This window comes from Modestobacter sp. Leaf380, assembly GCF_001424485.1.
Lineage (GTDB): Bacteria > Actinomycetota > Actinomycetes > Mycobacteriales > Geodermatophilaceae > Klenkia.
The window spans coordinates 40,499-65,021 of sequence record NZ_LMQC01000005.1 but is presented as its reverse complement, the minus strand read 5'-3'; the positions used below and the strand labels follow the sequence as shown (position 1 = coordinate 65,021).

General features: G+C 75.6%; 19 protein-coding genes and 2 pseudogenes. 9 read left to right on the top strand and 12 right to left on the bottom strand.

What is annotated here, in order from left to right; genetic code table 11:
* Nucleotides 1-41 precede the first annotated feature (41 nt).
* The 5 genes from fahA to ASG41_RS05735 all read right to left on the bottom strand — a co-directional run bounded on the left by fahA (nt 42) and on the right by ASG41_RS05735 (nt 5,474).
* Nucleotides 42-1,193, bottom strand: a complete 1,152-nt coding sequence (gene fahA, locus ASG41_RS05755; RefSeq protein WP_235564526.1) for a fumarylacetoacetase — start codon at nt 1,191-1,193, stop codon at nt 42-44.
* Nucleotides 1,190-2,380 carry a homogentisate 1,2-dioxygenase gene (locus tag ASG41_RS05750; protein ID WP_056291201.1) on the bottom strand — a complete coding sequence of 397 codons (1,191 nt, stop codon included), beginning with the start codon at nt 2,378-2,380 and terminating at the stop codon, nt 1,190-1,192. The genes fahA and ASG41_RS05750 overlap by 4 nt, the downstream gene beginning before the upstream one ends.
* Nucleotides 2,380-3,948, bottom strand: a complete 1,569-nt coding sequence (locus tag ASG41_RS05745; protein ID WP_056291199.1) for an FAD-dependent monooxygenase — start codon at nt 3,946-3,948, stop codon at nt 2,380-2,382. The genes ASG41_RS05750 and ASG41_RS05745 overlap by 1 nt, the downstream gene beginning before the upstream one ends.
* On the bottom strand, nt 3,945-4,913 hold the full coding sequence (locus ASG41_RS05740) for an MBL fold metallo-hydrolase (protein WP_235564524.1): 969 nt from the start codon (nt 4,911-4,913) through the stop codon (nt 3,945-3,947). The genes ASG41_RS05745 and ASG41_RS05740 overlap by 4 nt, the downstream gene beginning before the upstream one ends.
* Before the next feature lie 90 nt (nt 4,914-5,003).
* On the bottom strand, nt 5,004-5,474 hold the full coding sequence (locus ASG41_RS05735; protein ID WP_056291194.1) for an Lrp/AsnC family transcriptional regulator: 471 nt from the start codon (nt 5,472-5,474) through the stop codon (nt 5,004-5,006).
* Between the two features lie 102 nt (nt 5,475-5,576).
* Between ASG41_RS05735 and ASG41_RS05730 the strand changes: the two genes are divergently transcribed.
* Entirely contained in the window at nt 5,577-7,268 is a 1,692-nt protein-coding gene (locus ASG41_RS05730) for an alpha-keto acid decarboxylase family protein (RefSeq protein WP_056291191.1), read from the top strand.
* 44 nt (nt 7,269-7,312) lie between these two features.
* Entirely contained in the window at nt 7,313-8,419 is a 1,107-nt protein-coding gene (locus tag ASG41_RS05725) for an epoxide hydrolase family protein (protein ID WP_056291255.1), read from the top strand.
* Nucleotides 8,420-8,496: 77 nt separating this feature from the next.
* Here ASG41_RS05725 and ASG41_RS05720 read toward each other — a convergent pair whose 3' ends face one another.
* Complete coding sequence (locus tag ASG41_RS05720) at nt 8,497-9,039, bottom strand: TetR family transcriptional regulator (RefSeq protein WP_200938746.1); 543 nt, start codon at nt 9,037-9,039, stop codon at nt 8,497-8,499.
* A gap of 32 nt (nt 9,040-9,071) precedes the next feature.
* On the opposite strand from ASG41_RS05720, the pseudogene ASG41_RS25375 reads away from it, so the two are divergent.
* Nucleotides 9,072-9,644: pseudogene (locus ASG41_RS25375) on the top strand (FAD-dependent oxidoreductase); the annotation flags it as partial.
* Nucleotides 9,645-9,861: 217 nt separating this feature from the next.
* Entirely contained in the window at nt 9,862-10,230 is a 369-nt protein-coding gene (locus ASG41_RS25370) for a hypothetical protein (RefSeq protein ID WP_369799984.1), read from the top strand.
* Here the strand turns inward: ASG41_RS25370 and ASG41_RS05710 are convergent.
* Together ASG41_RS05710 and ASG41_RS05705 are read right to left on the bottom strand one after the other, a co-directional pair.
* Entirely contained in the window at nt 10,202-11,611 is a 1,410-nt protein-coding gene (locus tag ASG41_RS05710) for a DHA2 family efflux MFS transporter permease subunit (protein WP_056291185.1), read from the bottom strand. The genes ASG41_RS25370 and ASG41_RS05710 overlap by 29 nt on opposite strands.
* A 67-nt stretch (nt 11,612-11,678) precedes the next feature.
* Complete coding sequence (locus tag ASG41_RS05705; RefSeq protein WP_056291182.1) at nt 11,679-12,557, bottom strand: oxidoreductase; 879 nt, start codon at nt 12,555-12,557, stop codon at nt 11,679-11,681.
* A gap of 25 nt (nt 12,558-12,582) precedes the next feature.
* Here ASG41_RS05705 and ASG41_RS25180 point away from each other — a divergent pair, with 25 nt between their 5' ends.
* Nucleotides 12,583-13,683 carry an amidohydrolase family protein gene (locus ASG41_RS25180; protein WP_056291179.1) on the top strand — a complete coding sequence of 367 codons (1,101 nt, stop codon included), beginning with the start codon at nt 12,583-12,585 and terminating at the stop codon, nt 13,681-13,683.
* On the opposite strand, the gene ASG41_RS23425 is transcribed toward ASG41_RS25180, so the two are convergent.
* Nucleotides 13,671-14,657 carry an FRG domain-containing protein gene (locus ASG41_RS23425; protein ID WP_162245532.1) on the bottom strand — a complete coding sequence of 329 codons (987 nt, stop codon included), beginning with the start codon at nt 14,655-14,657 and terminating at the stop codon, nt 13,671-13,673. The genes ASG41_RS25180 and ASG41_RS23425 overlap by 13 nt on opposite strands.
* 89 nt (nt 14,658-14,746) lie before the next feature.
* Here ASG41_RS23425 and ASG41_RS05690 point away from each other — a divergent pair, with 89 nt between their 5' ends.
* The 4 genes and pseudogenes from ASG41_RS05690 to ASG41_RS24555 all read left to right on the top strand — a co-directional run.
* Nucleotides 14,747-15,976, top strand: a complete 1,230-nt coding sequence (locus ASG41_RS05690; protein ID WP_235564523.1) for a M20 family metallopeptidase — start codon at nt 14,747-14,749, stop codon at nt 15,974-15,976.
* A gap of 23 nt (nt 15,977-15,999) precedes the next feature.
* Nucleotides 16,000-17,253: a YibE/F family protein gene (locus ASG41_RS05685; RefSeq protein ID WP_056291175.1), complete on the top strand. Its 1,254-nt coding sequence runs from the start codon at nt 16,000-16,002 to the stop codon at nt 17,251-17,253.
* A gap of 13 nt (nt 17,254-17,266) precedes the next feature.
* Nucleotides 17,267-17,887, top strand: a complete 621-nt coding sequence (locus ASG41_RS05680; RefSeq protein WP_235564522.1) for a class I SAM-dependent methyltransferase — start codon at nt 17,267-17,269, stop codon at nt 17,885-17,887.
* Nucleotides 17,884-18,585 (top strand): annotated as a pseudogene (locus ASG41_RS24555) (BTAD domain-containing putative transcriptional regulator); the annotation flags it as partial. The gene ASG41_RS05680 and the pseudogene ASG41_RS24555, both read left to right, overlap by 4 nt.
* Nucleotides 18,586-20,998: 2,413 nt before the next feature.
* Here ASG41_RS24555 and ASG41_RS24550 read toward each other — a convergent pair.
* From ASG41_RS24550 to ASG41_RS05660, 3 genes are read right to left on the bottom strand one after another with little or no spacing between them, the layout of a single operon-like run.
* Nucleotides 20,999-22,648, bottom strand: coding sequence for a sodium:proton antiporter (locus ASG41_RS24550; protein ID WP_082556617.1), 1,650 nt, complete (start codon nt 22,646-22,648; stop codon nt 20,999-21,001).
* 4 nt (nt 22,649-22,652) lie between these two features.
* The gene (locus ASG41_RS05665; RefSeq protein ID WP_056291171.1) at nt 22,653-23,471 is read right to left on the bottom strand and encodes an ABC transporter permease; all 819 of its coding nucleotides are present in this window, start codon (nt 23,469-23,471) and stop codon (nt 22,653-22,655) included.
* The gene (locus ASG41_RS05660; RefSeq protein ID WP_056291247.1) at nt 23,468-24,430 is read right to left on the bottom strand and encodes an ATP-binding cassette domain-containing protein; all 963 of its coding nucleotides are present in this window, start codon (nt 24,428-24,430) and stop codon (nt 23,468-23,470) included. Before ASG41_RS05660 ends, ASG41_RS05665 begins: the two co-directional genes overlap by 4 nt.
* Between the last annotated feature and the right edge of the window lie 93 nt (nt 24,431-24,523).

Sequence of the window (24,523 nt, the reverse complement as noted above, 5' to 3'; positions counted from 1 at the left end):
GGGGGGTGGGGGCAGTGCTCCGGCTGGTCTCGCCGGTGGTGCTAACGAGCGGGCAGGACCTCTCCGGTGACCTCACCGAAGGAGATCCGGGTGCCGCCGGGGCCAGGGGCGGTGGCGCTGATGCTGACGACGTCGCCGTCCTCCAGGAACGAGCGCGTCGACCCGTCGGCGAGGGTGAGCACTTCCGCGCCGCCCCAGCCGAGCTCGATGAACGACCCCCGCTGGTCGCGCTGCGGGCCGCTGACGGTGCCGGAGGCCAGGAGGTCCCCGGTGCGCAGCGAGGCCCCGTTGACGGTCAGGTGGGCCAGCTGCTGGGCGGCGGTCCAGTACATCGACCCGAACGGCGGGCTGCTCACCACCTCGCCGTTCAGGCTCACCGTCAACTCCAGGTCAAGCCCCCACGGGTGCTCGGCGTCGTCCAGGTACGGCAGCAGCGGGGTGTCCCGGGGCGGGGCGGGCACCCGCGCGGCCTCCAGGGCGGCCAGCGGCACCACCCACGGGGAGACGCTGGTCAGGAACGACTTGCCCAAGAACGGCCCGAGCGGGACGTACTCCCAGGCCTGCAGGTCCCGGCTGGACCAGTCGTTGACCAGGCAGACCCCGAACACGTGCTCGGCGAAGTCCCCGATCGGCACCGGTGTCCCCAGGTCCGACGGGGTGCCGACGACGAAGCCGACCTCGGCCTCGATGTCCAGCCGCCGCGACGGCCCGAACGTGGGGACGTCGTCCGTGGGCGCCTTGCGCTGCCCCGACGGCCGGACGACGGGCGTGCCGGAGACCGCGACCGTGCCCGACCGGCCGTGGTAGCCGATCGGCAGGTGCGTCCAGTTCGGGGTCAGCGGCGGGGAGTCCGGCCGGAACATGCGCCCGATGTTCTCCGCGTGGTGCCGGGAGCTGTAGAAGTCCACGTAGTCGGCGACCTCGATCGGCAGGTGCAGCGTCAGGCCCTGCGCCGGCAGCAGGTGCTCGGTGCCGGCGGCCAGCAGTGCCTGCAGGCGGGCCCGGACGTCGTCCCAGTGCGCGCGGCCGCGGGCCAGGAACGCGTTGAGCGAGGACGACGCGAAGTCCGCGGCGTGCGGCAGGTCCAGCCGGGACACGTCGAGGACGGTGTCGTCGACCCGGACGCCGACCCGCCGCTCGCCGTCCGGGGTCTGGGAGAAGACGCCGAAGGGCAGCGTGTGGTGGTCGGTCACTGCCCGGGGCCCCGGCCGGACCAGGTCCAGGCGTACCGGCCGTCGTCCGAGGCCCGGCCGCCCTCGCCCAGCCCGAGCGGCCGGAAGGTGTCGACCATGACGGCGAGCTCGTCGAAGAACTCGGCGCCCAGCGAGCCCTCGATGGCTGCGGGCTGCGGGCCGTGGCTGTGCCCGCCGGGGTGCAGGGTGATCGAGCCCTTGCCGATGCCCGAGCCCTTGCGGGCCTCGTAGTCGCCGTCGACGTAGAACATGACCTCGTCGCTGTCGACGTTGGAGTGGTAGTAGGGCACCGGGATCGCCAGCGGGTGGTAGTCGACCTTGCGCGGGACGAAGTTGCAGATGACGAAGTTGGCGCCCTCGAACACCTGGTGCACCGGCGGCGGCTGGTGCACCCGGCCGGTGATCGGCTCGAAGTCGCTGATGTTGAACGCGTAGGGGTACAGGCAGCCGTCCCAGCCGACGACGTCGAAGGGGTGCTCTGGGACGACGTGCACGGTGCCGGCGAGCCCGCCCGGGCCGTCGCCGCGGTGCTTGACGTAGACCTCGACGTCGGTGCCCTCGACCAGCAGCGGCTCCGCCGGCCCACGCAGGTCCCGCTCGCAGTAGGGCGCGTGCTCCAGCAGCTGGCCGTACGTCGAGAGGTACCGCTTGGGCGGCGCGATGTGGCTGGTGGCCTCGATCGCGTAGGTGCGCAGCTCGCCCTCGGGCACCCAGCGGTGCGTGGTCGCCCGCGGGATGACGACGTAGTCGCCGGGGCCGACGGTCAGCGCACCGAAGACCGTCTCGACGACGGCGGTGCCGCGCTCGACGTAGACGCACTCGTCGCCGGTGGCGTTGCGGTAGTACGGCGAGGTCTCCGAGGACACCGCGTAGGAGATCCGGACGTCCGCGTTGCCCAGCACCAGCCGGCGACCCAGCACGGGGTCCCGGTCGGCGTCGGTGAACAGGTCGTGCAGCCTCAGGTGCCGGGGGACCAGTGGGGTGTTCGCGACCAGGGACTGGTCGGGCAGCTCCCACGGCCGGGCGTCGACCAGCGAGCTGGGGACGCCGGAGTGGTAGAGCAGCGAGGAGTCCGAGGAGAAGCCCTCCTCGCCCATCAGCTCCTCGCGGTACAGCCCGCCGTCGGGACGGCGGTGCTGGGTGTGTCGCTTGGGCGGGACGCTGCCCACCTGCCGGTAGAAGGCCATCAGACGAGCTCCATCCGAGCGGTGACGATGCGGCCGAGGGCCGCGGCGAGGTCGGCGGGGTCGGTGAGGACGGCCGCCACGTGCGCGTCCGGGCGCAGCAGCCACACCTCGTCCGGGCAGGCGCCCAGCGCGCCGGCCAGCACGCCGCTGGGGTCCAGCGCGTCGATCCGGTGCACCGCGACGGGCAGCCCGTCGGGGACGACGACGTCCGGGGCGTCCCGGCCCAGCAGCACGGTCAGGCCCTCCCGGGCCAGCTGCCGCAGCCGGACGACGTCCGGGCGGTCGGCGACGGTGACCGGGCAGTCCGGTGCGAGCACCCCGGGGGCGGGCTCGGGCACCTCGCCGCGGGGCGGACGGCCGGCGAACGGGCGGCGCGGGTCGGTGGTGGTGAGCGGGGAGTCGACGTACCAGAACGGCTCGGCCAGCCGCCCGCTGTCGACCTGCGCGCGGGCGGCCGGGTCGGTGGCCGCGCGCTCCAGGACGTCGACCCGGTGTGCGGCCTGCGCCGGGGTGGCCGGGACCAGGAAGCGCATGGTGGCCCCGGTGACGTCGAGGTTCTCCAGCGCGGCGGCGTGCCGCTCGGCGGAGTAGCTCTCCAGCAGGTCCTCCGACGCCCAGCCGCGGCGGACGAAGGCGATCTTCCAGGCGGCGTTCTCGGCGTCCAGGACGCCGGAGTTGAGGCCGCGTGCGCCGAAGGGGGAGACCAGGTGGGCGGTGTCGCCGGCGACCAGCACCCGGCCCACCCGCATCCGGTCGACGACCCGGCTGTGGAACCGGTAGACCGACTTCCAGACCACCTCGTAGGGCCGGTCGCCGACGACCTGGCGGATCTTCGCGTCCAGCCCTCCGCCGGCCTCCTCGGCGGCCAGGTCGAAGTCCGGCGGCACCTGCCAGTCGACCCGGAACGTCGAGTCCGGGCAGGGGTGGATGAGCACCTGGCGGCCGGGGTTCCACTCCGGGTCGAAGTAGAACCGGCGCTCGGACTCCCAGCCGGGCAGCTCGGTGCGGATGTCGCAGATCAGGAACTGGTCGCCGAAGGTCTGGCCCTCGAAGGTCAGGCCCAGGGCCCGGCGCAGCGCGTCGGCGCGGGGGCCGCCGCACACCACGGCGTGGCTGCCGCGGTGCTCGCTGCCGTCGGCGCAGCGCAGGGTGACGCCGTCCTCGTCCTGGGTCAGGCCCTCCACCGCCGAGCCCCAGCGGACCTCGATCAGCGGCTGGCCGGCGATCGCCTCGTCCAGCAGCTCCTCGGTGAGGCACTGGCTGACGTTGACGAAGGGCGGGAACGGGGACCGGCCACGGTCGGCGAAGCCGGAGCTGAACACCTCGTGGTCGCGGTGGAAGGTGCGGGCGGTGGTCCAGGTGACGCCGCGGCGGGCGACCTCGGCGCCGACCCCGACGGAGTCCCAGACGTCGAGGACGTCGCGCTGCTGGCAGATCGCCTTGGACCCGACCAGGTCGCGCGCGGGCCGGGCGTCCAGGACCCGGACCGGCAGACCCCAGCGGGCCAGCAGCAGCGCGGTGGTCTGCCCGACCGGTCCGGCGCCGACGACGAGCACCGGCTCGGTCACGACTGCAGCTCCTCCCACACCTGGCGGTCCCGCTCCGCGGTCCAGATGACCGGACGCTCGATGCCGGAGAACTCGTCCCACAGCCGGGAGACGTCGAAGGGCAGGCAGTGCTCGAAGATCGGCCAGTGCCCGAACTTCGGGGCCAGCGCCGCGTGGGTGGCCTCGAAGGCGTCCTTGAGGGTGCCTCCGGCGCGGTGCGCGGTGCCCACGGTGTCGTGCATCGTGGTGAGGAAGGCGCGGGTCTGCTCGATGGCGGCGTCCACCTCGGCCCGGCCGCGGGCGATGGCGCCGCGCCCGCCGACGAGCTGCTCGGCACCGAAGGCCGCCACCCGGTCCAGCGTGCCGGCCGCCCAGTCGAAGTGGAACGCGTCGCCGGTGTAGAGCGCGGCCTGGGACTCGACCAGGTCGCCGGCGAAGAGCACCTTGGACTTCGGCAGCCAGGCCACGATGTCGCCCTCGGTGTGCCCGCGGCCCACGTGCTCGAGCACCAGCTCGCCGCGGTCCCCGCCGAGGGAGATCGTGAGCTTGTCGCGGAAGGTCATCGTGGGCCAGGTCAGGCCGGGGATGGACTCGGGCTCCTCGAACAGCCGCGGCATCCGGCCGTACTCGGACTCCCAGTCCTGCTGGCCGCGCTCGGCGATGAGGCGCTGGGTCTGCTCGGAGCTGACGACCACCTCCGCGTCGAACGCGGAGGCCCCCAGCACCCGGACGGCGTGGTAGTGGCTGAGCACCAGGTAGCGGACCGGCTTGTCGGTGTGCGTGCGCAGCTCGGCCAGCCAGCGGCGGGCGGCGACCGGGGTGGCCAGCGCCTCGAAGCAGACCAGGAAGTCCTCGCCCTCGATGGCCCCCAGGTTCGGGTCGCCCTCGGCGGTCAGCGCGTACACGCCGTCGGCGAGGACCTCCAGGGTGCGTTCCTTGACGCCGAGGTCTGCCGACGAGGCGAAGGGCTTCGCTGCCATGCTCATCTCCTGTGCTCTCATTCCGAGCAAGCTGCCCGGTCTGCGAGCACGACCGTAGCGAGGGCGTGACGCGGCGCACAACCCCCGTGCCGCCCCTCAGCGGTCGGCGCGCTCGTGCAGCAGCGGGGCGAGTCGGAACGGCACCACCTCGACCAAGGCGATCGACGTGCTCGCCCGGACGACGCCCGGTGCGGCCAGCACCGCCTCGGTGACCCGGTAGAGGTCCGCGGTGTCCACCGCGACCACCCGGACCAGCAGGTCGCCCTCGCCGGTGGTGGCCAGCACCTCGACGATCTCGGGGATCGCGGCCAGCGCGGCGGTGGCCTGCGAGCCCTCGCTCTGGCTCAACGACAGGGTCATGAAGGCCAGCAGACCCCGGCCCAGGGCCGCGGTGTCCAGTCGCCGGCTGTGTGCGCCGAGGGTGCCGCCGTCCTCCAAGCGCCTCAGTCGCGCGTGCACCGTGTTGCGGGCCAGCCCCAGCCGCGTGGACAGCGCCATCGCCGAGGCCTGGGGGTCGTCGTCCAGGGCGAGCAGGAGCCGGGCGTCGGTGGCGTCGATGCTGTGCATCCTGCGCAGCCCCTCTCGGTCGTTCGGGTCGGAGGCTGCGCAGATCGCGCAGCGTGTCGGGAGATGGTTGCGCATCCCGGCAGTCCTGTCACTGTCGACTGCATGACCGCACTCGACGAGCGCCCCGCGCAGGCCGACTCCGCCACCACCACGGTGAGCGTCGCCGAGTACCTGGGCGCCCGGCTGCTGCAGGCCGGCGTCGGCCACCTCTTCGGCGTCCCCGGTGACTTCAACCTCGACCTGCTGGACGGCCTGGCCACCGTCGAGGGGCTGGCCTGGGTCGGCTCCCCGAACGAGCTGGGCGCCGGGTACGCCGCCGACGCCTACGCGCGCACCCGCGGGCTGGGCGTCGTCGTCACCACCTACGGGGTGGGGGAGCTGTCGGTGCTCAACGCGGTCGCCGGTGCCGCCGCCGAGGACGTGCCGCTGCTGCACGTCGTCGGGTCGCCCCGGCGCGCGGCCGTGGAGGCCGGCGCCCTGGTGCACCACACCCTCGCCGACGGCGACTTCGGGCACTTCTCCCGCGCCGCCGCCGAGGTCACCGTGGTCGCCGAGACCCTCACCCTGGAGCGCGCCGCCGAGCAGATCGACACCGTGGTGCTGGCCGCGATGACCGAGCGCAAGCCCACCTACCTGGCGGTCCCGCAGGACCTGGCCCTGGCCCGGGTGGACGCCGGCCCGCTGGAGCACCCGCTCACCGCCGCCTCCGACCCGGCCGCGCTGGCCCGCTTCGAGACCCGGCTGGCCGAGCTGCTCGCCGACGCGCAGCGCCCGGTGTTGGTGGTCGGCCAGCTGGTCCCGAGGTTCGGCCTGGCCGTGCAGCTCGCCGACCTGGCCGCGCGCGCCGGGGTCGCCGTCGTCACCCAGCTGTCGGCCCGCGGTGTGCTGGACGCCGACCACCCCTGCTCCGCCGGGGACTCCGCCGGCACGATGCTGCCCAACGGCAGCGCCGACGTCGTCGCGGCCGCCGACGTCGTGGTGCAGGTCGGCACGCTGCTGACCGCGGAGCTGACCGGGTTCGGCTCGCACCGCCGTCCCGACGCCGACACCCCGTACCTGGCCGCCACCACCGCCGGTTTCGGCGCCGACCCGGGCGGCCGGGTGCTCTTCCCCGACGCGCTCGCGGCGCTGGACCGCGCGCTCCAGGGTCGCCGCGGCCCCCGCTGGGCAACCGCACCCGCCGGTCCCGCGCCGCGCGTCGAGGAGGCCGGCCCGCTGACCCAGGCCCAGACCTGGCAGGCGCTGGCCGAGCTGCTCCCGTCGGGGACGGCGCTGCTGGCCGACACCGGCACCGCCTACTGGGGTGCCGCCGGGATGCCGCTGCCGGCCGACACCGTCTTCGGCGGCCAGCCGGTGTGGAGCTCCATCGGCTACGCGCTGCCCGCCGTCCTCGGGCAGGGGCTGGCCGACCGGACCCGCCGCCCGGTGCTCGTCATCGGCGACGGCGCCGCGCAGATGACCGTGCAGGAGCTGTCCACCATCGCCGCCGCGGGGCTGGCGCCCGTGGTGCTGCTGCTGGACAACCGCGGCTACACCATCGAGCGCGCCCTGCAGAGCCCGCGCGCGGGCTACAACGACGTCGCCGCCTGGGACTGGTGCGCACTCGTGCCGGCCCTCACCGGCGGCCGCGGTCTCGCGACCGCCGTCTCGACGGCGGCCGGGCTGCGCACCGCGCTGACCGACGCGTTCGCGGCGCCGGACCGGCTGACCCTGGTGCAGGCCCACCTGGACGCCGACGACACCCCGCCGCTGATCGACGCCCTCGCCCGGCTGGCCACCGCCGCGAAGGGCTGAGCCGACCGCGCGTGGCCGGCCCCCGGCCGGGGCACCCCCACGCCATGACCGACGACGCCGTCCGCCCGTTCCGCATCGACGTCCCGCAGGCCGAGGTGGACGAGCTGCGCGACCGGCTGGCCCGCACCCGCTGGCCCGCGCCCCAGCAGCAGGACGGGGACCGGGGGATCGCCGTCGACGTCGTCCGGGAGCTGGCCGACCACTGGCGCACGGAGTGGGACTGGCGCGAGCACGAGACCGCGCTCAACGCCTGCGACCAGGTGGAGACGACGGTCGACGGCACCCGGCTGCACGCGCTGCACGTGCGGTCCCCGGAGGCCGACGCCCCGGTGCTGGTGCTGCTGCACGGCTGGCCCGGGTCGGTCGTGGAGTTCACCCGGGTGGTCGCGCCGCTGGCGGAGACCATGCACGTCGTGGTCCCCTCACTGCCCGGTTACGGGTTCTCCGGGCCCACCCCGGACGGCGGCTGGACCACCCAGCGGATGGCCCGCGCGATCGCCGAGCTGCTGGCCCGGCTGGGCCACGACCGGTACGTCGTGCACGGTGGTGACTGGGGTGCCCGGGTCGCCCGGGACCTCGGCGCGCAGGACACCGCCCACGTCGCCGGGGTGCACGTGACCATGACGATGGGGCTGGACGTCGACGAGCCCGCCGACGACGCCGAGCGGGCCGCGGCCGAGCGCGGTGCCCACTACGCCCGGGAGCTGTCGGGCTACTTCAGGACCCAGTCCACCCGGCCGCTGTCGCTGGCCCCCGCCTTCACCGACTCCCCGGCCGGGTTGCTGGCCTGGATCGCCGAGCGGTTCCGCGACTGGACCGACCCGGCCAGCGACGCCCTCGGGGCGCTGCGCGACCAGGTGCTGGCCGACGTCGCCGTCTACTGGTTCACCGGCACCGCGCCCTCGTCGTCCCAGCTGTACTGGGAGACCCGCAACGCCGAGCCCGGCACCTGGTCCCGCGAGGTGCCGACCGGGGTGTGCGTGCTCCCGCACGACCTGGCCCGCCCGGTCCGCAGAGCGGTCGAGGCCGCCGTGGACCTGGTGCACTGGACCGAGCTGCCGGCCGGTGGGCACTTCCCGGCGATGGAGGTCCCCGACCTGCTGGTCGCCGACCTCCGCACCTTCGTGGCCCGGGTGACCGCTGGCGACTGAGCAGTGGGGGCTGCTTCGAGGAGCCGGAAAGCACCCTGTCTGCTCGGTCGACCGCCGGCTGTCCTGCGCGGCCGGGCTCAGTCCAGCAGGTAGTGGCGCAGTACCGGGCCGAGCCAGGTCTGCGCCTCCTCCCGGGTCATCGCCACCAGCGGCGGCACCCGCAGCACGTAGCGGGTCAGCGCGAAGCCGAGGACGGTCGCGCCGACGAGTGCGGCGCGTTCGGGAGCCCGGTCGTCGGTGACCGCGGCCAGGGCCGGGGCGACCTGCCCGGCGAACACCCCGCGCATCGCCTCGGCGGCGACCTCGCTGGTGGCCGCCGCGCGCAGCAGCGCCAGGAACGTGGGGTCGTCCTCCCAGACGGCGAAGAACCGGTCGACCAGGACCCGGGCCAGCTCGCCCGCGCGGACGCCGGTGAGGTCGGGCAGGCCCAGGTCGAGGTCGGCGGCCCGGCTGAACAAGCCCTGCTTGCTGCCGAAGTACCGGATGACGAGCGCGGCGTCGACGCCCACGTCGGCGGCCACCGCCCGGATGGTCGTGCGCTCGAAGCCGTCGGTGGCGAACCGCGCGCGGGCGGCGTCGAGCAGGGCCTGCTCGGTGGCAGCGGCATCGCGGGGTCGCACCACCCGAGCCTAAGTCATCGACCGTTGACTGCATGCGGTCCGCAGGGCCAGACTCCTGTCATCGAGCGATGACATGGGAGGTCGGCATGGACGACGTCGTGGTCGTGGGCGCGGGACCGACCGGGTGCACGGTCGCCGGCGAGCTCGCCCGGGCCGGCTGTTCGGTCACCGTGCTGGACCGGCACGCCGCCCCCTCGCCGCTCAGTCGCGCCTTCGGCGTGCACGCCCGCACGCTGGAGCTGCTGGACAGCCGCGGCCTCGCCGACGAGCTGGTCGCCACCGGCACCCCGGTCGACCGGCTGCAGCTGAGCGGCGCCGCCGGGCTGGACCTGTCCGGGCTGCCCACCCGGTTCCCGTTCGTGCTGATGACCCCGCAGGTGCACGTCGACCGGCTGCTCGAGCGGTACGCCGTCGCCCAGGGGGCACGGGTCGAGCGCGGGGTCACCGTCGACGGCCTCGAGCAGCGGGCGGACGGCGTCGTCGTCCGGGCGGGGGAGCGGGAGTGGGCCGCCCGCTGGGTGGTCGGCGCCGACGGCGTCCGCAGCGCCGTGCGCGACCTGGTGGGCCTGCCCTTCCCCGGCCGCACGGTGTTGCGCTCGGTCGTGCTGGCCGACGTGCGGCTGTCGGGCCTCGCGGTCGGTGCGCTGCGGGTCGACGTCGACGCGCACGGCTTCGGGTTCCTGGCCCCGTTCGGCGACGGCTGGTTCCGGCTGATCGGCTGGGACCGCCGGCGGCAGCCCGGCACCGACACCCCGGTCGGCGACGACGAGGTGGCCGGTCGGCGCGACGGTCCTGCGCTCCAGTGGCGCCACCATCCGGCTCATGACGCTGGGCGGCGTCGGTGGCCGGGTGGCCCGCGCGGTCGTGCTGCGCGGTCTGCTCCGGGTGCCGCTGGTCGCCCGGCGCGGTGCCGGGCTGTTCTCCGGGGTCGCGATCGGCTACCCCGGGCCGGGCCCGGTCGGCACCCGGGCGGTCGTGCCCGGACTGGCCGAGGTGCAGCGCGGGGCCGGCTGCGTGCTGATGCTGCCCCGCGCCGCGGCCGACGTCGACGCCCGGGTGCCCGTCCTCCGCCGCCCGGACGACGGTCCCGCGCTGCTGGTCCGCCCGGACGGGTACGTCGCGTGGGCCGGTGACCCGGCGTCGGGGGAGTGGCGCCCGGTGCTCAGCCGACTGGAGCCGGGCGCCGGATGAACGCCGCGGTCACCGAGGCGAGGACCGCCAAGCCGATCGACAGCCACCAGCCGCGGTCGGCACCGGCCAGCCCGCCGCTCTCGCTGAGCGGGACGACGGCCAGCAGCAGCGCGACGCCGAGCGTGGCGCCGAGCTGGCGGGCGGCGTTGCAGGTCGCCGTCCCGGTGGCCAGCCACTGCGGGGGCAGTGCCTGGGACGCCGCCGTCGACAGGTTGGCGATGGTGAACCCGACCCCCAGGCCGGTCAGCAGCGAGCCGGGCAGGAACGCGACCAGGTAGTCCGGGGTGGTGTCGACCAGGACGACCCACCACAGCACGCCCAGCGCCAGGGACAGCCCGCCGAGGGCCGCGACGGGGCCGGGCCCGATGCAGGCACCCAGCCGGCCGCCGGCCAGCGCGCTGACCGCGGCGACGACGGGGCCGGGGGTCAGCGCGACGCCGGCGAGCACCGTGGACATGCCCCAGCCGACGGTCAGCCAGTACACGTTGTGCAGCAGCATCGCGCCGAAGGCGCCGAAGAACGCGGCGATCGAGAGACAGGCCAGCGTGTAGGCCCGGGTCCGGAACAGCGGCAGCGACAACGCCGGCACCAGGTCCGGGCCGGCCTTCGCCGAGCGCAGCACCGCAGCGACGGCGAGCACGACGGCCGCCGCACCCCAGCCCAGCGTCGACCCGCTCGCCCAGCCGGTGTCCGGGGCCTGGACGAGCGCGTAGGACAGCGCGGCCACCGCGGTGATGAGGACGACGGTGCCCAGCGCGTCGGGGCGCCGCCGCTCGGCCTCGTCCCGCGACTCGGTGAGCACCCGCATCCCCACGAGCAGCGCGACGACGCCGACGGGCACGTTGACCAGGAACACCCATCGCCAGCTCAGCTCCACGAGCAACCCGCCCAGCGGCGGGCCCAGCGCCGCGGCGACGGCGCCGATCGCGGCCCAGGTGGCGATGGCGGTGCCCCGCCGGGCGGGTGGGAAGGAGTGCAGCAGCAGGGCCAGCGAGGTGCCGGTGATCATGGCGCCGCCGATGCCCTGCACGACCCGGAAGCCGACCAGCGTCCAGACGTCCCAGGCCAGTGCGCAGCCCACCGAGGCGGCGGTGAACACGGCCAGCCCGGTCAGGAACACCCGGCGGCGGCCGAACCGGTCGGCCAGCCGCCCGGCCGGGGCGAGCAGGGCGGCGAAGGTGATCGTGTAGCCGTTGAGCACCCAGGCCAGCGAGGACCCGGAGTCCGGGAACGCCGCGCCCAGCGTCGAGAAGGCGATGTTGACGATGAACAGGTCCAGGCTGGCCAGGAAGGTCGCGGCCGACACCACCGTGAGCAGCACCCGCAGCTGACGGTCGGTGGGTGGCGCCGCTGTCGACGTCGTCGTCGTGTCGGTGCTCATGGCCGCCTCTTGGTCCGGAAGTCGAACTGACGGGCGGACCGTACCCCGGTGCAGACCCGGGTGGGGGTCAGCTGCGGGGCGCGGCGACCAGCTCCTCCGAGGCCGTCCACAGCGCGCGGGCCAGGGCGACGTCCGAGGCCTCCCGCGAGCGGCCCACGAGCGTCGGGGCACCGCGGCCCTCCTGGAAGCCCGACGGACCGGTGTAGCTGCCACCGGGCAGGTCGGCGGTCGCGGCGAGCAGCGTGGGCAGCGCGCCGTCGGTGTCGGACTGGGCGAGGAACCGGTTGCCCAGCTTCATGCCGAGGTCCTTGAGCCGGTTCCCGGTGTGCGACTGCAGGTTGGTCGCGGCGTACCCGGGGTGCGCGGCCATCGACCGGACCGTCGAGCCCTCGGCGGTCAGCCGCCGCTGCAGCTCCAGGGCGAAGAGCAGGTTGGCCAGCTTGGACTGCCCGTAGGCGCCGGTCGTGGAGTAGGGACGACGCGCCCAGTCCAGGTCGTCGAGCACGATCGTGCCGCTGCGGTGCAGCCCGGAGGAGACGGTGACGACGCGGTCGGTGACGTGCGGCAGCAGCGCCGTCACCAGCGCGAAGTGGCCCAGGTGGTTGGTGCCGAACTGCAGCTCGAAGCCGTCGGCCGTGCGCCCTTGCGGGACCATCATGATCCCGGCGTTGGCGATCAGGACGTCGAGGTCGCCGGTCCACCCCTGGGCGAACGCGCGCACCGAGGACAGGTCGGCCAGGTCCAGCCGGCGCACCTCGACGTCCCCGGTGATCGTGGCGGCGGCGGCCTCCCCGCGGGCGACGTCCCGGACGGCGAGCACCACCCGGGCGCCGGCGGCAGCCAGGGCGCGGGAGGTGGCCAGGCCCAGGCCGGAGTTGGCGCCGGTGACGACGACGGTGCGCCCGGTCTGGGCGGGGATGTCGGCAGTGGTCCAGGGGGTGCTCATGCCGCCACCGTAGGACGATGCCGGGGTGGACCTCACCGGGCTCGAGCTGGTCGACCACCACTGCCACGGCCTGGTCCGGCGCGACCTGGACCGCGCGGAGTTCGAGGCGATGCTCACCGAGGCCGCGGCGCCCAGCCCGCTGGGCGGGTCGCTGCTGGACAGCCAGCTGGGGTTCGCGCTGCGCCGCTGGTGCCCACCGCTGCTGGACCTGGAGCCGCACGCGGACGCCGACGCCTACCTGGCCCGCCGCGCGGAGCTCGGCGTCGAGGAGGTGCACCGCCGGCTCATGGGCGCTGTCGGCACCGGGACGTTCCTGGTCGACACCGGCTTCCTGCCCGAACCGCTCACCTCGCCCGACGAGCTGGCCGTGCTCACCGGCGGGGTGGGCCGGGAGGTCGTGCGGCTGGAGGCGGTCGCCGAGGAGGTGCTCTCGGGCTCGGGCGCCGACGGCTTCCCGGCCGCGTTCCGGGACCGGCTGGCCCGGCGCTGCCGTGACGCCGTCGGGGTCAAGTCGGTCGCGGCCTACCGGTCGGGGCTGGCGCTGGACGGTCCCCGCCCCACCGACGCCGCGGTGGTGGCCGCCGCCGACCGCACGCTGCGCGGTGGGTCGGCCCGGATCGCGGACCCGGTGCTGCACGGCTTCCTGGTCTGGTCGGGCATCGACCTGGGGATGCCGGTGCAGTTCCACGTCGGCCTCGGCGACTCCGACGTCGACCTGCACCGCGGGGACCCGTTGCTGCTCACCGACCTGCTGCGCGCCACCGAGCCGGCCGGGGTGCCGGTGATGCTGCTGCACACCTACCCGTTCCACCGGCACGCCGGCTACCTCGCCCAGGTGTTCGGCCACGTCTTCGTCGACGTCGGGCTGGCCACCCACAACCTGGGCGCCCGGTCGGCCGCGCTGCTGCCCGAGCTGCTGGAACTCGCGCCCTTCGGCAAGGTGCTGTTCTCCTCGGACGCCTTCGGGCTGCCCGAGCTGTACCTGCTGGGCACGTTGCTCTTCCGCCGTGCACTGGGCGGCCACCTGGGTGCCGGTGTCGAGGGCGGCGACTGGACGGCGGCCGACGCTGCCCGGGTCGCGGAGCTGATCGGGTCGGGCAACGCCCGCCGGGCCTACCGCCTCTGAGGCCCGCCTCTGAGCCCCGTCTCCAGACCCGGCAGCTGGGACCCGCCGGCCTCGGTGTCGTCCTGGGCGGGGACGACGTCGGGGAGCGGGTGCAGGGCGACGTGCTCCCCGCGGTAGGCGTCCCGGAACCCCGCGACGTCGGGGAACAGCACCCGGCGGGTGCGGTTGAGCGCGGTCAGGTGCGCCCGCACCGTGGCCTTGAGTCGCGCCGGGACGACGACCGCGCAGAACGGCAGCGCGGCCGGGCGACCGGCCCGGCGGGCGCCCTCGCCGAACAGCACCGCGAGCCTCTCCTTGCCGGGCGGGGTGCCCAGGCGCAGCGGCAGGCCGTCGATGCCGGTGGCCCCGGGCGAGGCGGGGACGGCGCCGGAGAGGAACAGCCCCTCCTGCGCGCGCATCCGGGCGTCGGGGACGGTGGGCCGGACCAGGAAGGGCCGGGACTCCACGGCCGACTGCCGCAGCGCCGCCCGCAGGGACCGGTCCAGCGGCCCCGGCGCCCGGTGCGGGTCGACGGTGTCGTGGGTTGGCAGCGCGGTGACGTCGAACGCCATCAGCACCCCTGGCCGGTCGTCGGCACCCTCGCAGGCGGACCACAGCGCGGTCATCGGGTTGTCCGTCACGTCGAGCAGCCGGGTCGGCAGCCCGTGGCGCTGCAGCTGCGCCAGCAGTGCCAGGTCCGAGGCGGGCGTGCCGGACTCCACGCCGAGCCCCCACTCCCGGGCCTCCCGCAGCATCGCCACCTCGTGCTGGCGCACCAGCCGCTCGTCGGGCAGTGGTTCCGCCTCGTCGACGACCAGCGAGCGCAGCAGCGACGAGCGCACCCGGAACGCGCTGTCGGCGCACCCGCGCCAGACGTAGCGGCGGTGGGCCGACAGCGTGACGATCCGGGACACCGCCCGGAACACCTCGTCCTGGGAGTCGGCCCGGTGGCCCCACCCGCTGCGCACCCATGCGGGGGCGGCCTGTGCTGTCACGTCGGGGAGTGTGCCGGGACCCTCCGACAGTCCCGCCCGCCGAGACCGCCCGTCACACCCGCGCAACGACCGCCCGCGAGGATGGGGAGGTGAGCGCACCCCTGGTCGAGACCGACCCCGCCGTGGCCGCCTGGTACGACCGGCTGCACGCGGCGGTGGTCGAGGAGCTGCCCGCCGCGCTGGAGCTGCGCCGGGCCCTGCACGCGGACCCGCGGCGCTCCGGCGACGAGGCCGACACCACCGCTGCGGTCGTCGCGGCGCTGGGCGCGGGGGAGGGCCGGGAGGTCGCCGACACCGGCCGGCTGGTCCGGATCGGGACGGCGACCGGGCCCACCGTCGCCCTGCGCGCCGAGCTGGACGGGCTGGTCGTGCAGGAGGCGACCGGCGTCGAGTGGGCCGCCACCGGCGAGGTGATGCACGCCTGTGGGCACGACGCGCACCTGGCCGGGCTGGTCGCGGTGTGCCGCGCGGTCGCCCGGGTCGGCGGTCCGGCGCCGCTGCTGGCGCTGCTGCAGCCGCGGGAGGAGGGCGCGCCGTCCGGCGCACGGGACATCGTGGCGTCCGGGCTGCTGGCCCAGGAGCAGGTGGTGAGCGTCGTCGCCGCGCACGTGCAGCCGCAGCTGGCCGCCGGCGTCGTCAACGCCACCCCGGGCCCGGTCAACGCGGCCACCGACGAGTTCACGATCACCGTCACCGGGCACGGCGGGCACGGCGGCTACCCGCACACCACCGCCGACCCGGTGCTGGCGCTGGCCGCCGTCGTGGTCGCGCTGCAGCAGCTGGTCAGCCGCCGGGTCGACCCCACGGTGGGCGCCGTCCTCGCCGTCACCCAGCTCGACGCGGGCACCAGCTTCAACGTCGTCCCCGACACCGCGCGGGCCCGCGGCGGTCTGCGGGCGATGCGGGAGTCCGACCGGGAGATGCTGCTGGCCGCGCTCACCGACGTCGCGCAGCACACCGCCGCCGCGCACGGCTGCAGCGCGACCGTGCACACCGAGAGCAACGAGCCGGTGCTGGCCAACGACCCCGAACTCGCCCGGGCCACCCTGCCCTGGCTGGTCCGCGCCGGTGTCGAGGTCGACGACTCCTGGCGGTCCTTCGGCGCCGACGACTTCAGCCACTACTGCGCCGACGCCCGCGGGCTGATGCTCTTCCTCGGCGTCTCCGGTGGGGAACCCGACGCCGCCGGCCGCCGTCCCGGCCTGCACTCCCCGCGCTTCCTGCCCGGCGAGGACACCGTCGCCCAGGTGGCCGCGGCGCTGCTGGCCGGCTACCTGGCCGGTGCGCAGCTGCTCGGCCCGGTGCACCCGGCGGCCTGAGGCGGCCCACCTACCCTGGCCCGGTGCCGGCCCACACCCACTCCCACGGCCCTGCCGACGACGTCCCGGCCACCCCGCAGGTGCTCGCCCGCCGTCGCCGGGCCACCTGGCTGATGCTGCTGGTGCTGGTCCCCATCGGGCTGGCCACCGTCATCGGCTTGATCGCCCTGTGGCCCTCGGGGGAGGACACCCGCGCGGCGCAGGCCGCCGAGCTGTACCTGCCCGACGGCAACGCCGAGCTCGTCGAGGGCCGGGTCGCCTCGCTGGAGACCTACGACTGCTCCACCGGCGCTGCGGCCGGTCAGCAGCTGACCTGCGCGACCGCCGTGGTCGAGGTGCTGGAGGACCCGGGTCGGGGCGACTACGTCTCGGTCGACCTGCCCGCCGAGGTCGTCGCCTACGGCATCGCCACCGACGACACCGTGGTGCTGACCGTCGGCGACGACGGCTCCGGGAGGGCGAACTACCAGTTCCAGGACTTCCCGCGCAGCACGCCGATCATCACCCTGGCCGTGGCGTTCGTGCTGGTGGTCGCCGCCGTCGCCCGCTGGCGGGGGATCGCGGCCATCGTCGGGCTGGTGGTGTCCTTCGTGGTGCTGCTGCAGTTCGTGCTGCCCGGCATCCTGGGGGAGTCCTCGCCGGTGCTGGTCACCCTGGTGGGCAGTTCGGCGATCATGTTCGTCGTCCTCTACCTGGCGCACGGCTTCAGCGCCCGGACGACGACCGCGCTCATCGGCACCCTGTTCGGCCTCATCCTGGTCGCCGTCCTCGGGGCGGTGGCGGTCGGCGCGGCCCGGCTCACCGGGCTGTCCGGTGAGGAGACGATCCAGCTGTCCACCTTCGACCCGACGCTGGACTTCTCCGGGCTGGTGCTGGCCGGCATCACCGTCGCCGGGCTCGGCGTGCTCAACGACGTCACCATCACCCAGGCCTCGGCCATCTGGCAGCTGCACGAGGTCGACCCGTCGCTGACCTGGCGGCAGCTGTTCGCCCGCGGCATGGCCGTGGGCCGGGACCACATCGCCTCGACGATCTACACGATCGTCTTCGCCTACGCCGGGGCCGCGCTGCCGCTGCTGCTGCTCTTCGAGATCTACGACCGCTCGCTGTGGGACGTCGTCACCGGCCAGCAGGTCGGTGAGGAGGTCATCCGCACCTTCGTCGGCGCCATCGCGCTGGTGCTCGCCGTCCCGGTGACGACGGCGGCCGGTGCCTTCTTCGCCAAGGCCGCCGGCGACCGCCCCGCCCCGCGGTTCCTGGACCGGCTGGCCCGGTAGGAGACTGACCGCCGTGACCCGCTCCGAGGACCTGCTGGCCGCCGCAGCCGCCGCCCCCGGGTTCATGCCCGCCGACGAGGGGCGGGCGCTGTACGAGGCCGCGCTGGCCGTCGAGGTGCCCGGACCGCTGCTGGAGATCGGCAGCTGGATGGGGAAGTCCGCGCTGTACCTGGCGGCCGCGGCGGTGCAGTCCGGGCGGCGGGTCGTCACCGTCGACCACCACCGCGGCTCCGAGGAGCACCAGCCCGGCTGGGAGTACCACCAGCCCGAGCTGGTCGACCCGGCCGTCGGGCAGCTGGACACGCTGCCGGCCTTCCGGCGGACCGTGCACCCGGCCGAGGACGTCGTCGTCGCCGTCGTGGCGCGGTCGGAGACCCTGGCCCCGCTGTGGACGACGCCGCTGGCGCTGCTGTTCCTGGACGGCTCGCACACCGAGGAGTCCGCGCGCCGGGACCAGGACGCCTGGGTTGCGAAGCTCGCCGTCGGCGGCACGCTGACCGTGCACGACGTCTTCCCCGACCCCGCGGACGGCGGTCAGGCGCCGTTCGGCGTCTACACCCGGGTGCTGGCGTCCGGGGACTTCACCGAGCTGCCCGGCACCGGGTCGCTGCGGCTGCTGCGCCGGGACGCGTGACCCCCCGGCTGCGCCTGCTGGGCCCGTTCGCGGTCCTGCGCCCCGACGGCCCGGTCGACGTCGGCGGACGGCGGGCCCGGGCACTGCTGGCCCGGCTGGCGCTGGACCCGGGCCGGGTGGTCGGCGTCGACGCGCTGGTGGACGCCGTCTGGGACGGCGCGCCCCCCGCGGCGCCGGCCAACGCGTTGCAGGCGGTGGTGTCCCGGGTCCGCCGGGCCGCGCCGGACCTGCCGCTGCGCGCCCGGCCCCCGGGCTACCTGCTCGACCTGCCCCGCGACGCGGTCGACGCCGGGGCCTTCGAGGACCTCCTCGGCCGGGCCCGCGACGCCCGCGACCCGCACACCGTCGTGGAGCTGCTCACCGCGGCCGAGGCGCTGTGGGCCGGGGACCCGCTGGCCGACCTGCGCGACTTGGCGTTCACCGCGGCGCCGGCGGTGCGCTGGGCGGAGCTGCGGCTGACCGCGACCGAGCAGCGGCTGACCGCCGTCCTCGAGCTGGGGGACGCCGCTGCCGCCCTCGCCGAGCTGGACGTGCTGACCGACGCGCACCCGCTGCGGGAGACCCTGGCCCGGCTCCGGGTCCGGGCGCTGCACCGGCTGGGCCGGCCGGCCGAGGCGCTGGCCGCCTACGAGCAGGTCCGCGCCCGGCTGGCCGACGAGCTGGGTCTGGACCCCTCGCCGGCGCTGCAGGCCGAGCAGCTCGCCGTGCTGCGGGACGACGCGGCCCCGGCGTCGCGGGCCCGCCCCGTGCTGCGCGCCCCGCTGACCAGCTTCCGTGGCCGGCAGGCCGAGCTGCACGCCGTCGCGTCCGCCCTGGACACCGGCCGGCTGGTGACCCTGCTCGGTGCCGGCGGCGCGGGGAAGACCCGGCTCGCCCTGGAGGCGGCCCGGCTCGTCGACCACGACGTCCGGGACGGCGTGTGGTGGGTGGAGCTGGCGCCGGTGGCCGACCCGCGGCTGCTGCCCGGCGTGGTGCTCACCGCCGTCGGGCAGCGCGAGTCGACGTCCCTGGAGCGGGTGCCCACGCTGGTGGAGGCCGGTGACCGGCTGCGCGAGGTGTTCGCCGACCGGCAGGCGCTGCTGGTGCTGGACAACTGCGAGCACCTGGTGGGCGCGGTGGCCGCGCTGGCCGACGACCTGCTCAGCCGGTGCGCCGGACTGCGGGTGCTCACCACCAGCCGGGAGCCCCTCGGGGTGCCCGGGGAGACCCTGCTGCCGATCGGCCCGCTCACCGTCCCGGCCGACGACGACCCGTCCGCCGCGGACGCCCCCGTCGTCCGGCTGTTCGCCGACCGGGCCGCCGCCGCCCGGCCCGGGTTCGCGGTCACCCCGGCGACGCTGCCCGTGGTGCTGGAGGTGTGCCGGCGGCTGGACGGCATGCCGTTGGCCCTGGAGCTCGCGTCGGCCCGGCTGCGCACGCTGGGCATCGCGCAGATCGCGGCCCGCCTCGACGACCGGTTCACCCTGCTGACCGGGGGGAGCCGGGTCGCCCTGCCCCGGCACCAGACGTTGCGGGCCGTCGTGGAGTGGAGCTGGGACGCCCTCACCGACGACGAGCAGGCGGTCGGTCGGCGGCTGTCGGTGTTCAGCGGCGGGGCCACCCTGGAGGCCGCCGAGGTGGTCTGCGCCGGGCCGTCGTCGGTGCTGGACGCGGTGGGCGGGCTGGTGGAGAAGTCGCTGCTGCTGGCCGTGCCGGACGAGTCGGGCGCCGTCCGCTACCGGATGCTCGAGACGGTCCGGGCCTACGGCGCCGAGCAGCTGACGGCGGCGGGGGAGCGGGACCGGGTGGAGGCCGCGCACACCGCGTGGTGCCTGGACCTGCTGGACCGGCTCGAGCCGCTGCTGCGGGGGGCCGAGCAGCTGGGGGCGCTGCGCGAGCTGCACGCCGAGCACGACGGCCTGGTCGCGGTGCTGCAGCGCGAGGTGGCTGTCGGCGCCGCGGAGACCGCCGTCCACCTGGCCGGCCGGCTGTGCTGGTACTGGCTGCTGTCGGGCCGGCAGGTCGCCGCGGGTCGCTGGCTGTCCGACGTCCTCGCGCTGCCGGCCGCACCCACCCCGCTGGGGTGCGTCTGCGTGGCCTTCTCCGCGCTCGCCGCCGCCGAGACCGGGGGCTGGGCGCGCGGCAAGGAGGTGCTGGACGAGGTGCGGGCTCTGCCGCCGACCCTCACCTGGGCGTCGGGGGAGCCGCTGGCGGCCTTCGGGTGGGCGCTGGCCGTCGCCTTCAGTGGGGGGCCGCTGGACGAGCTGGCCCCGTTGGCCGACCACGCCGACCCCTGGGTGGTCGCCGCGGTGCGGTCGGTGGTGGCCCAGGTGGCGGAGAACACCGGCGTGCTGGGCGCCGACGGCACGGGTGACCTGGCCGCGACCCACGAGGCGTTCCTCGAGCTCGGGGACCGCTGGGGCCGGTCGCTGACTGCCGGTGCGCTGGCCGCGGTCCGCGCCCAGGACGGCGACCTGGCCGGCGCCGTGGAGCTGACCATCGAGGCGCTGGCGCTGTCCGACGAGCTCGGCACGCACGACGACTCGCCGCTGCTGCGGATCCGGCTGGCCGGGCTGCGGGCCGCCCAGGGCGACCTGGCCGGCGCTGCCCGGGAGATCGACACGGTGCTGGTCACCGCCACGCGGGACGGCGGCCCGATCCTCGCCTTCGCGGAGTCGATGCGCAGCACGCTGGCGATGCTGGCCGGCCGACCGGAGGAGGCCCTCGAGCGCGGCCGGCTCGCCGTCGACTCGTTGGCGGACGTGATCAGCGGGCCCGACCAGGTGGACGCCCTGGTCCGGACCTCGCTGGGGGTGGTGCTGGCCACCGGGGCCGCCACCGCCGCGGACCCGGCCGCCGCGCGCGTCGAGTCGCGGGCCGTGCTCGACCGGGCGATGGGGTCGGCCGCGGACTCCGGGGACATGCCGGTGGTCGCCGTCGTCGTCCACGGGCTGGCGGTGCTGGCCGAGGCGGAGGACGACCCGGCCGAGGCAGCCCGGCTGCTGGGCGTGGCCACGGCGGTCCGCGGCCGGGGCGACGCCGGCGACCCGGTGGTCCTCGCGCTGGCGGACCGGCTGCGCGCCGTGCTGGGGGCCGAGCGGGTCGCGGAGCTGCGGGCGCAGGGCGCTGCGGTCACCCGGGAAGCGGCGCTGGTCGAGCTGGGGATCCCGGGGTGGCAGGCGTGGCCGGGGATCGGGGGGCGGGCGGCCGACCCCGGAGCTCCATCGCGATCTCGTCAGCGTCCAGCACCGCCAGTGCCTGGGTGAGCACCGCCGAGTCGTAGTCCCCGCCGTCCCGGGCGTCGAGCAGGGCCGAGCGCTGGGCGCGCAGCGCGGCGACCCGGTCGCCCGGCTCCGCGGTCTGCGCGGCCTGGACCAGCAGCGTCATCAACCGGGTGCGCTGCTCCTGGTCGGCCCCGGTGCCGTCGCCCGGCAGCAGGGTGCGGACGAGCCGGGGGAGCGTCGCACCCTGCAGCAGCAGCGACCCCACGGCCACCGCGACGGCGACGAGGACCAGCAGCGACCGGCTCGGGGTGTCCGGCGGCAGCGTCTGGGCCGCGGCCAGGGTGACCGCGCCGCGCATCCCGGCCCAGACGACGACGGTGCCCTCGCGCCAGCCCAGCGGGTGCGCGAGCAGGTGGTCCAGGTACGCGATCCCGTAGGCCACCCGGGCCCGGAACCGCTCCCGCTGGCGGTCGCTGATCGGCCGGGTGGTGCGCCGGCGGCGTCCCCGTCGTGGCGGTTCGCCGTCCAGCATGTCCGCGAAGAGCGGCCGCATCTCGACGCCCCGCTGGGCCTGCCGGTGCTGCACCAGCAGCAGCGGCGCGACGTAGGCCGCCCGGACGACGACGGTCAGCACCAGCGCGCCGCCGGCGATGAGCAGCGCCCGGCCGACGCCGGCGTGGTCCTCCCGGACGTCGGTGACGATGCCGACCAGCTGCAGCCCCATGAGCAGGAAGACCGCGCCCTCGAGGACCACCTCGACCGTCGACCAGTTCTGCGCGTCGGACAGCCGGGCCCGGGGGGACAGCACCCGTGGTCCACGCGACCCGGTGACCAGCCCGGCGACGACGGCGGCGACCAGCCCGGAGGCGCCGGCCAGCTCGGCCGGGATCGCTGCCACGAACGGGACGGCGAACGACAGCGCCGTCGTCACCGGGACCTCGTGCACCCGGGTGCGCACCCACAGGTGCACCCGGCCGACGACCACCCCGACCACGGCGGCCAGCGCCACCGACCAGAGGAAGCTGCCGGCCACCCCCCACAGCGAGACGGTGCTCGCGGCGCCGGCGACGGCGGCGCGCAGCAGGACCAGCGCGGTGGCGTCGTTGAGCAGGCTCTCGCCGTCCAGGATGGTGACCGCCCGGGCCGGGACGCCGAGCCGGCGGGCGATCGAGGTGGCCACCGCGTCGGTCGGGCTGACCACCGCGCCCAGCGCGATGCCCCAGGCCAGGCCCAGTCCCGGGACGACGAGGGAGAAGAAGAACCCCAGCACCACCGAGCTGAGCACGACCAGCAGCACGGACAGGCCGCTGACGGCGCTGAGCTCCCGGCGGAGGTCCATGGTGGGCACCGAGACCGACGCCGAGTAGAGCAGCGGGGGGAGCAGGCCGGCCAGCACCCACTCGGGGTCGACCTCGACGGTCGGGACCACCGGCAGCAGGCTGACCGCGACACCGGCGACGACGAGCAGCAGCGGGGCCGCGACGCCGAGCCGCTCGCCGACCGCCGCGGCAGCGACGACGACGAGCAGGCCCAGGACGGCGAAGGTCAGCAGTTCCACGCGGTCAGACTCGTCGCCGGTAGGCCCGCATGGCCAGCGGCACGAAGACCGCGAGCAGCAGCAGCGACCAACCGACGGTCCAGGCCAGCGGCCCGGCGACCGGGCCGCCCAGCATCAGGCCGCGGACGGTGTCGATGACGTGGGTGACCGGGTTGTTGCGGGTGAACGCCTGCAGCCAGCCCGGGAGGGTGTCGGCCGAGACGAGCGCGGTGCTGCCGAAGGTGAGCGGGAAGGTCGCCAGGAAGCCGATGCCCTGGACGGCGCCGGCCGAGCGGACGGTGAGCCCGATCCAGACGAAGACCCAGGACAGGCACATGGCGAACCCGATGGCGGTGAGGACGGCCAGCGCCGCGGCCGGCAGGCCCTCGGTGGTGCGGAAGCCGAGCAGGGCGGTGAACGCCAGGAGCACGGCGATCGCGGTCACGAAGCGGACGACGTCGGCCAGGACGGCGCCCACGAGCGGCGCCGAGCGGGCGATCGGCAGGCTGCGGAAGCGGTCGAAGACGCCCTTGGTGATGTCGTTGTTGAGGGCGACGCCGATGCCGCCGGTGGCGAACATCAGGGTCTGCACGAGGATCCCGGGCACCAGGTAGGTGAGGTAGTCGTGCCAGTCGCCGGCGATGGCGCCGCCGAAGACGAACACGAAGAGCACCGTGAAGATGATCGGCTGCAGGCTGACGTCCATCAGCGCCTCGGGCTGGTGCCGGATCTTGACGACGTTGCGCCAGGCCAGGGTGAGGGCCTGTTGCAGGGCGGGGAGCTTCGGCGCGGAGCTGATCTCGGGGACGTCGAAGCGGGGTGCGGGGCGGGTGGCGGTGGTCATGCCGCGACCTCCTTCTCGTTGTCTGACTGCGTGGCGTGCCCGGTGAGGGCGAGGAAGACCTCGTCGAGGCTGGGGAGCCGGACGGCGAGCTCGGAGAGCCCGACGCCCTGGGTGGTGAGCAGGTCGAGCACGGTGCCCAGCGCGGCCTCGCTACGGACCGGCACCGAGGCGGTGCCGTGCCCGTCCAGGGCGGGGGCGGTGCCGGCGACCTGCTCGAGGACGGCGAGGACGGTGGCGGTGTCGGCGCGGTCGCGGGGGCGGACGGTGAGGGTCTGCGCGCCGGTGCGGTGCTTGAGCTCGTCGCTGGTGCCGTGCGCGACGACCCGACCGGTGTCGAAGACGACGATGTCGTCGGCGAGCTCGTCGGCCTCCTCGAGGTACTGGGTGGTCAGCAGCACGCTGGTGCCGTCGGCGACCAACCGGCGGATGACGTCCCAGACCTCGGTGCGGCTGCGCGGGTCCAGGCCGGTGGTGGGCTCGTCGAGGAAGAGCACCTGCGGGCGGCCGACCAGGCTGGCGGCGAGGTCGAGGCGGCGGCGCATGCCGCCGGAGTAGGTCTTGGCGGAGCGGTCGGCGGCGTCGGAGAGGCTGAAGCCGGCGAGCAGCTCGGCCGCGCGGGCCTTGGCCGCGGCTCGGGACATGCCCAGCAGGCGACCGATCATGGCGACGTTCTGGGCGCCGGTGAGGTCCTCGTCGACCGAGGCGTACTGGCCGGTCAGCCCGATCCGGCGGCGGACCTCCTGCGGCTGGGTGCGGACGTCGAAGCCGGCGACCCGGGCGTGGCCGGCGTCGGGGCGGAGCAGCGTGGAGAGCACCCGGACGGCGGTGGTCTTGCCCGCGCCGTTGGGGCCCAGCACGCCGAGCACGGTGCCGGCCGGGACGGTGAGGTCGACGCCGTCCAGGGCCTTCGTGCTGCCGTAGCTGAGGGTGAGGCCCTCGGCCTCGATGGTGTGCGTCATGGTGGTCACCGTGGTCGCGGTCGCTGACGTCCCGGTGACGGACCGCTGACGTCGGCTGACGGGGCCCGTCCGGTTGCCGGGGTGGTGGGTGGC